Here is a 6,669-nt window from a genome sequence, read left to right on the forward strand (position 1 = left end):
GGTGACGGGGATGCCGTGCTGGGTAAAACCCCTGATGATCTCGTCGCCGCGGTCGAAGCCGACCAGATCGTGGCCGACAAGATCGGCAGGCTTCAGCGGACGGCCGCGCCTGTCGAGATAGGATTTGGCCGCGCAGGCGCAGAGCTCGATGTCGCAGACCTTGCGTGCCATCAGCTCGTTCTGCGCCGGCTTGACCATGCGGATGGCGATGTCGGCATCTCGACGCAGCAGGTTCTCAACCTGATTGGAAGCGACGATCTCGACCTCGATGCCGGGCTCCTCGATCCCCAGCCGCATCGTCATCTCAGGCAGGACATAGGCCGCCACGACCTCGCTGGCGGCGATACGCACCGTGCCTTCGATAGCCTCGACCGAACCCAGTGCCAGGAGTGAGAAGGCGCTTGCCTGCTCGCTGACCGCCTTGCCGCGTTCCAACAGCGTGCTGCCGGCCTCCGTCAGTTCGTAGCCGTGCCGTCCTCGACGGAACAGCGTGACGCCCAGCGCCTGTTCCAACTCGCCGATGTGACGGCCAAGCGTCGGCTGGCTGGCCGAAAGCTTTCGCGCGGCAGCCGACAGGCTGCCGGATTCCGCCACGGTGACAAAGCTCTTGATCAGGTTCCAGTCGATTTCTGCCATTCATTTATGAATATCAGAACGCCACCTTTAGTCAATTTCCATTCGTATTCGAAGCGCCCATATTCCAGCTGCAGACACCAACACGGACTGCAAACACCTACCAGGAGAACTCAGATGACCAAGATCGCTCTCACCACCGCCGCTATCCTCATTTCCGTCAGCGCCGCTTTTGCCGGCAGCGACAAGTTTGGTTCGAACGACGCCAGCCAGCCGGCCGCCACCAGCACCGACGACACGACCACCGCTTCGATTCACAACCCCGATGCGGCCATCCGGAAGCCGGTCACACAGGGCAGCAACCGCGACCTCTTCGGCAGCCGCTGATCCCGATCGCGCTTGTCGCTGATCCCGATCGCGCTGTCGCTGGTACCGATCGCCCGACCGACCACCTAAATCCCAACCAGGAGTGCTTCCAATGACCAAGATCGCAATTCTCGGTGCCGGTGGCCGGCTCGGCCGCGTGGTCGCCAAGGCCTTCATCGACGCGGGCTACGAGGTCCGCACCGTCACCCGCAACGGCAAGGTACCGGCCGAACTCAAGGGCGCCACGGCCGTTGCCGGTGACGCTCTCGACCGCGAGGCCCTCATCCGCGCCACGCAAGGTGTCGATATCGTCTTCAACGGCCTCAACCCGATCTACACCGACTGGGGCAAGTGCCTGCCGATGGCGCAGAATGTCATGGCCGCCTGCCACGCGAACGGCGCACTGCACCTCTTCCCCGGCACCGTTTACAATTACGGCTCGCCGATGCCGGCGGTGATATCGGAAGACACACCCTTCCACCCGAGCACGCAAAAGGGCCGCATCCGCTGCGCCATGGAGGAGTTGTTTCGTCGCGAGGCCGACGCGAGCCGCGTCCGCACCATTCTTCTGCGGGCCGGCGATTTCTTCGGCGGCACCGGCAGCGGATCATGGTTCGACCTGATCGTTGCCGCCAAGATCAACAAAGGTATCTACACCGCGCCTGGCCCGGTCGAGCTCGTGCATGAATGGGCCTATCTGCCTGACTTCGCTGTGGGTTTCGTCGCGCTGGCGCGCAATCTGGACAAGCTCGGCTTCTATGAAGCGCTGAACTTTCCGGGCCACGCGGTCACCGATCTGCAGATCAAGGCCGCTGCCGAGAAGGCTATTGGTCGTCCGCTCAAGATGACTTCGATGCCCTGGTGGGTGCTGCGCGCTGGCAGCCCGTTCGTGGCGATGTGGCGCGAGATCGTCTCCATGTCCTACCTGCGCTTCGAGCCGCATCAGCTGGCTTCGATACGGCTGGAAGGCATCGTCGGCGAGATCCCGCACACGCCGTTGGATCAGGCGGTTGCTGAAGCTCTTGGCGATATCGGCATTGCCACCGTGAATGGCGTTGCGAAAGCTGCCTGACTCCCGCGATCATGGGCGCCGCCCCTCTGCACACTGAACAATCCACGAGAGGGCGCCTCAGAGCCGTCCCATCAACAGCAACACCATGAGCACCACCAGCACGACGCCGACAATACCCGACGGCCCATAACCCCAGGAGCGCGAATGCGGCCAGGCCGGCACCGCGCCGATGAGGACAAGGATCAGGACGATGATGACGATGGTGGTGATCGGCATGAGAAGCCCTCGCTTCGACGTTTCGCTCAGAGACAATGCAGAGGCCGCCCGGTTGTTCCGGGCGGCCTCTGCGGTCAAATCGGCGATGGGGTCTATTCGGCGGCTTTCGGAAAGGCGATTTCCGGTTCGTCGCCTGCTTCCTGGCCAGGCCTGTCGGTCGGCGAAACCGTTCCCTTGCCGCGCCGGAACAGCCGGCGGAAAAACGCATAGAAGCGGCTGTTCTTGCTGCGCGTGAAAATCATCAGCATCGACGGCGTCACCACCAGCGTCAGCAAGGTGGCGAAGGACAGGCCGAAGACGATCGCCGAGGACAGCGAAATCCACCATTGCGTCGACGGCGCGTTGATCGTCGTCTCGTGATGGAAGATTTCCAGCCCAAGGCCGAAGGCGATCGGCAACACGCCGAGGATCGCCGACACCGCCGTCAGCACCACCGGCCGGGCGCGCTCGCGGCAGGTCTGCAGCACCGCGTCCATCTTGTCCCAGCCTTCTTCGCGCAGCCGGTCATAGGTGTCGATCAGCACGATGTTGTTGTTCACCACCACGCCGGCCAGAGCGATGACGCCAATGCCCGACATGACGATGCCGAAGGTCTCGCCTGTGATCAGCAGCCCCAGGAACACGCCAACCGTCGCCATGACCACGCAGGACAGCACCATCAGCACGCTGGTGAATTTGTTGAACTGCATCAGCAGCACCAGGAAGATCAGGAAGATCGCCGCCCCGAACGCCTTGCCAAGGAAGGCGCTGGCCTCGGCGCTGTCTTCGTTCGAGCCGGCCAGCTTCCAACGTATGCCGCTGCCGAGATCCATCCCGGAGACGGCCTTGGTGACCTCCGCCTGCACGGCCGCGACCTGGGCGCCTGCGGCAACGTTTGCCTGGACGACCACCGTGCGCGCGCCGTCGATACGGTTGAGGATACCGACCGTCGGCTCCGGCTTGCGCACGACGAAATTCGAGATCGGCACCGAGCCTTGCGAGGTCTGCACCCTGAGCTCGTCGAGCGTCGACAGCGTGCGCCGGTCTTCCGGCAGACGCAGCCTGATGTCGACGGCGTCGTCGGCGCCGGCAGGCCGGTATTCCGAAAGCTTCAGCCCGTTGGTCACCAGTTGCACCACTGTGCCGACAGCGGTTGGGCTGATGCCATATTGCGCTGCCTTGGCACGGTCGACCTCGAGCGCCCAGTCGACGCCGGGTGGCGGGAGGCCGTCGGAAATGTCGATGACGCCAGGCACCTTGCCGATGCGTGCCGCAACCGCGCGCGCTTTGTCGTCGAGCCCCTTGGGGTCGACGGCCGAAAGCCTGATCTGGATCGGCTTGCCGGTCGGCGGACCGGCCTCCGGCACGCGCACCTCGACATCGACGCCGGGAATGCCGGCCATGACGCCGCGCAAATCGTTCAGGATCTGGTTCGCCGACTTGCGCTCGCGCCAATCTATGAATTCGTACTGGATGACGCCGACGACGTCTTCAGGGACATCCTGGCCGCCGCCTTGTGTCTTGCCGACGCGGGTGTAGACCGACTTGATGCCGGGCCAGCCGAGCATCCTGTTTTCGGCAATCTTGGTCGCCGTATCCATTTCGGCCAGCGAAAGGTTGCCGCGCGCGTGCACGTAGAGCAGGCCGTAGTCGGGCTCGACACTGGGGAAGAATTCGACACCGGCGCCATATTTCGAATAGGCAAAGCCGACGCCGAACAGCAGAGCGACCGTCAGCAAAACCACCGTAATCGGAAACCGCACCGCCTGCTTGACGATCGCCATGTACCAGCCGTCGCGATTATCATCCTCATGATGCTCCGGCGCCTTGGCGAAGATCGCCCCCAGCGTCGGCGCGAACACCAGCGCATAGAGCATCGAGGCCGATAGCGTGACGATCAGGGTGATCGGCATGTACTTCATGAAGTCGCCGATGATGCCCGGCCAGAACAGCAGTGGCGAGAAGGCGGCTATGCGCGTCATCGTCGCGGCAATGACCGGACCGGCCATGCGCTTGGCGGCCAATGCGAAGGCTTCCGCCTTCGGCATGCCTTCGCTCATCCGCCGTTCGGCGAACTCGGTGACGATGATGGCATCGTCGACCAGCATGCCGACAGCCAGGATCAGGCTGAACAGCACGATCATGTTGATCGTGTAGCCCATCATCGCCAGCAGCAGGATGCCGATCAGGAAAGACGACGGAATGGCCAGGCCGATCAGCAGCGAGGCACGACCCGACAGCGCGTAGAGGATGACGATGAACACCAGGATGACGGCGATCATGACGTGGTTCTGCAGATCGCCGAGCAACTGGTTGACGAAGACCGACTTGTCCTGCGTGTAGGTGACGTTCATGCCTTGCGGCATCGTCTTGACGTAGGCGTCGGACACCTCCCTCACCTTGGCGAGCGTGTCGATCAGATTGGCGCCGATGCGCTTCTTGACTTCGATGGCGATGGCCGGCTTGCCATTGAGGCGCGTGATCGTCGTGGCATCGGCGAAGGTCGAGCGGATCGTCGCGATGTCCTTGGCCTGCACCACGGCATTGGGGCCGGCGACCACGGGCAAGGCCGCCACGTCCTCGGGCGTCTCGATCAGTGACGGCACCTTGACGGCGTATTTGCCTTCCGAGCCTTCGATATTGCCGGCGGCGACCAGACTGTTGGAGGCCCCGACAGCGCCGATCAGCTGATCGAGTTGCAACCCGTAGGACGACAGTTTCATCGGATCGATGACGACTTCGACAAGATCGTCGCGCGAACCCTGCAACGAGCCCTCCAGGACGCCTGGCACTTCCTCGATACGGTCGCGCAGTTCGCGCGCGGCGGCGGTCAGCACGCGTTCGGGCAATTCGCCCGACAGGGTGACGACGAGGACGGGGAATTCGGAGATGTTGACTTCGGTAACGACCGGCTCTTCGGCCGCCTGCGGCAGGTCGGCCTTGCCGTCCTGCACCTTGGAGCGCGTGTCCTGCAAGGCCGTCGCCAGATTTGTCTGCGGCTGGAACTCGACCAGCACATAGCCGCCGCCCTGGAAGGCGGCCGAGCGCATTTCCTTGAGGCCTTTCAGGCTCTTCAGCTTGCTTTCCATCGGCCGCAGCAGAAGGCGCTCCGAATCCTCAGGCGAAATGCCCTGATAGATCAGGCTGATATACATCATCGGAATCGGAACGTCGGGCTCGGCTTCCTTCGGCGTCGACTGATAGGCGACCCAGCCGGCGAGCAGAAGGAAGACGAGGACCGAAATGGTCAGGCGGGCATTGTTGATTGCGAGTCTGACGATATCCATGGCTAACGCCTGTTCTTGAATTTCACGAGCTGCGTCGCAGCCAAGTGTCCCCGCCCGGGGTCTGTCCGCCGTACCCCATGCTACTGCGTGCCGGCGGTCGCTTCGCCCAGCAGTTTCTGGATGGTTGCCTGGTCGGCTTCGACCGGCTTGACCTCATCGCCTTCCTTCACCAGTTCCTGGCCGGCAACGATGATGCGCGCATCGGCAGGGATGCCGCCAAGCACCAGGCCGGTCGGCGTGTCGTCGACGAGGTCGATGGGGAAGAACGCAACCTTGTTGTCCTTGCCGACGGCACGGATGCCGAGGTCGCCCTTGTCGCCGAGCGTCACCACCGAGCGCGGCAGCAGCACCGCATCGGTCGGCAACGCGCTGAGTGCGATTTCCGCCGTCATGCCGGCCGGCACGGAGCCGTCGGCATTGGGGACGGCAACCTCGACGCGGAAGGTGCGGGTCGCCGAAGAGGCGTCGCGGCTGATGTAGCGCACGGTGCCTTCGACAGTCTGGCCGCTGACCAGCCGTATGGTGGCCTTGTCCCCGAGTTTCAGGTAGCCGAGATCGCGCTCGCTGACTTCGCCGCGGGCAATCACCGGATCGAGCTTGAGGATGGTTGCCACCTCGCCGCCCTGCATGATGGAACTGCCAAGTTCCACCGGCACCCGGTCGATAACGCCGTCGAAGGGCGCCTTCACCTCGTTGCGGTCGAGTTCGGCCTGTGCCGTTTCCAGTTGCGACTGCGCCGAGGTCAGGTTCGAGCGCGCGGTGTCGAGCTGCAGCTTCGGCAGATTGCCGGTCTTCATCAGCCGCAAGGCTGCGTCCAACTCGGCCTGGCGCTGCACCACCAACTGCTTTGCATTGTCGACCATCGAGATCTTTTCTTCCGCCGCAAGCATCAGTACCAGATCCCCCGTCTTGACGTGATCGCCTTGCTTGACAGGCAGCTTGTCGATGACACCGGCGACGCGCGTCGCCAGCACCGCCCGCTTGTCGGCTTCGGTCAGCCCGGAAATGCGGATGGCGCGTGCATAGGTCTTGCGTGGCGGCGTCACCACCGCAACGGTGCGCAGCGGTGCCTTCGGCTCGGCTTCAGCCGTCTTCGGCTTGGCCGCGTCCGGCGCCTTGGCCTGTTCGGCTCCGGCTGCCTTGGCTTTGTTGGCGGCTACGCTGCCGACCGACGAA

The 6,669-nt window shown here is 63.6% G+C and carries 6 protein-coding genes; 2 read left to right on the forward strand and 4 right to left on the reverse strand.

Annotated features, from left to right (window positions below; all coding sequences use genetic code 11):
• Positions 1-636 (reverse strand): LysR family transcriptional regulator (locus tag ENZ74_RS16945; RefSeq protein ID WP_164761060.1); only part of this gene is annotated, 636 nt, incomplete at its 3' end.
• 114 nt (positions 637-750) lie between these two features.
• On the opposite strand from ENZ74_RS16945, the gene ENZ74_RS16950 reads away from it, so the two are divergent.
• Positions 751-960: a DUF680 domain-containing protein gene (locus ENZ74_RS16950; RefSeq protein WP_063169177.1), complete on the forward strand. Its 210-nt coding sequence runs from the start codon at positions 751-753 to the stop codon at positions 958-960.
• Between the two features lie 91 nt (positions 961-1,051).
• On the forward strand, positions 1,052-2,011 hold the full coding sequence (locus ENZ74_RS16955) for an SDR family oxidoreductase (RefSeq protein ID WP_063169178.1): 960 nt from the start codon (positions 1,052-1,054) through the stop codon (positions 2,009-2,011).
• 57 nt (positions 2,012-2,068) lie between these two features.
• Here the strand turns inward: ENZ74_RS16955 and ENZ74_RS16960 are convergent, their stop codons facing one another.
• The 3 genes from ENZ74_RS16960 to ENZ74_RS16970 all read right to left on the reverse strand — a co-directional run.
• Complete coding sequence (locus tag ENZ74_RS16960) at positions 2,069-2,227, reverse strand: DUF3309 family protein (RefSeq protein ID WP_013529196.1); 159 nt, start codon at positions 2,225-2,227, stop codon at positions 2,069-2,071.
• A 92-nt stretch (positions 2,228-2,319) separates the two neighbouring features.
• Positions 2,320-5,493 carry an efflux RND transporter permease subunit gene (locus tag ENZ74_RS16965; RefSeq protein WP_063169179.1) on the reverse strand — a complete coding sequence of 1,058 codons (3,174 nt, stop codon included), beginning with the start codon at positions 5,491-5,493 and terminating at the stop codon, positions 2,320-2,322.
• Positions 5,494-5,573: 80 nt separating this feature from the next.
• Positions 5,574-6,669: efflux RND transporter periplasmic adaptor subunit (locus tag ENZ74_RS16970; RefSeq protein ID WP_127312881.1), on the reverse strand; the 1,096-nt coding region annotated here is incomplete at its 5' end.

Origin of the sequence: Mesorhizobium sp. M7A.F.Ca.CA.002.15.2.1 (genome assembly GCF_003998715.1) — a bacterium.
Classification (GTDB): Bacteria; Pseudomonadota; Alphaproteobacteria; order Rhizobiales; family Rhizobiaceae; genus Mesorhizobium; species Mesorhizobium ciceri.

What these genes read in the sequence shown, in the direction of transcription:
- ENZ74_RS16950 (WP_063169177.1), top strand. Translation starts at nt 751, where the DNA reads ATGACCAAGATCGCTCTCACCACCGCCGCTATCCTCATTTCCGTCAGC.
- ENZ74_RS16955 (WP_063169178.1), top strand. Translation starts at nt 1,052, where the DNA reads ATGACCAAGATCGCAATTCTCGGTGCCGGTGGCCGGCTCGGCCGCGTG.
- ENZ74_RS16960 (WP_013529196.1), bottom strand. Translation starts at nt 2,227, where the DNA reads ATGCCGATCACCACCATCGTCATCATCGTCCTGATCCTTGTCCTCATC.
- ENZ74_RS16965 (WP_063169179.1), bottom strand. Translation starts at nt 5,493, where the DNA reads ATGGATATCGTCAGACTCGCAATCAACAATGCCCGCCTGACCATTTCG.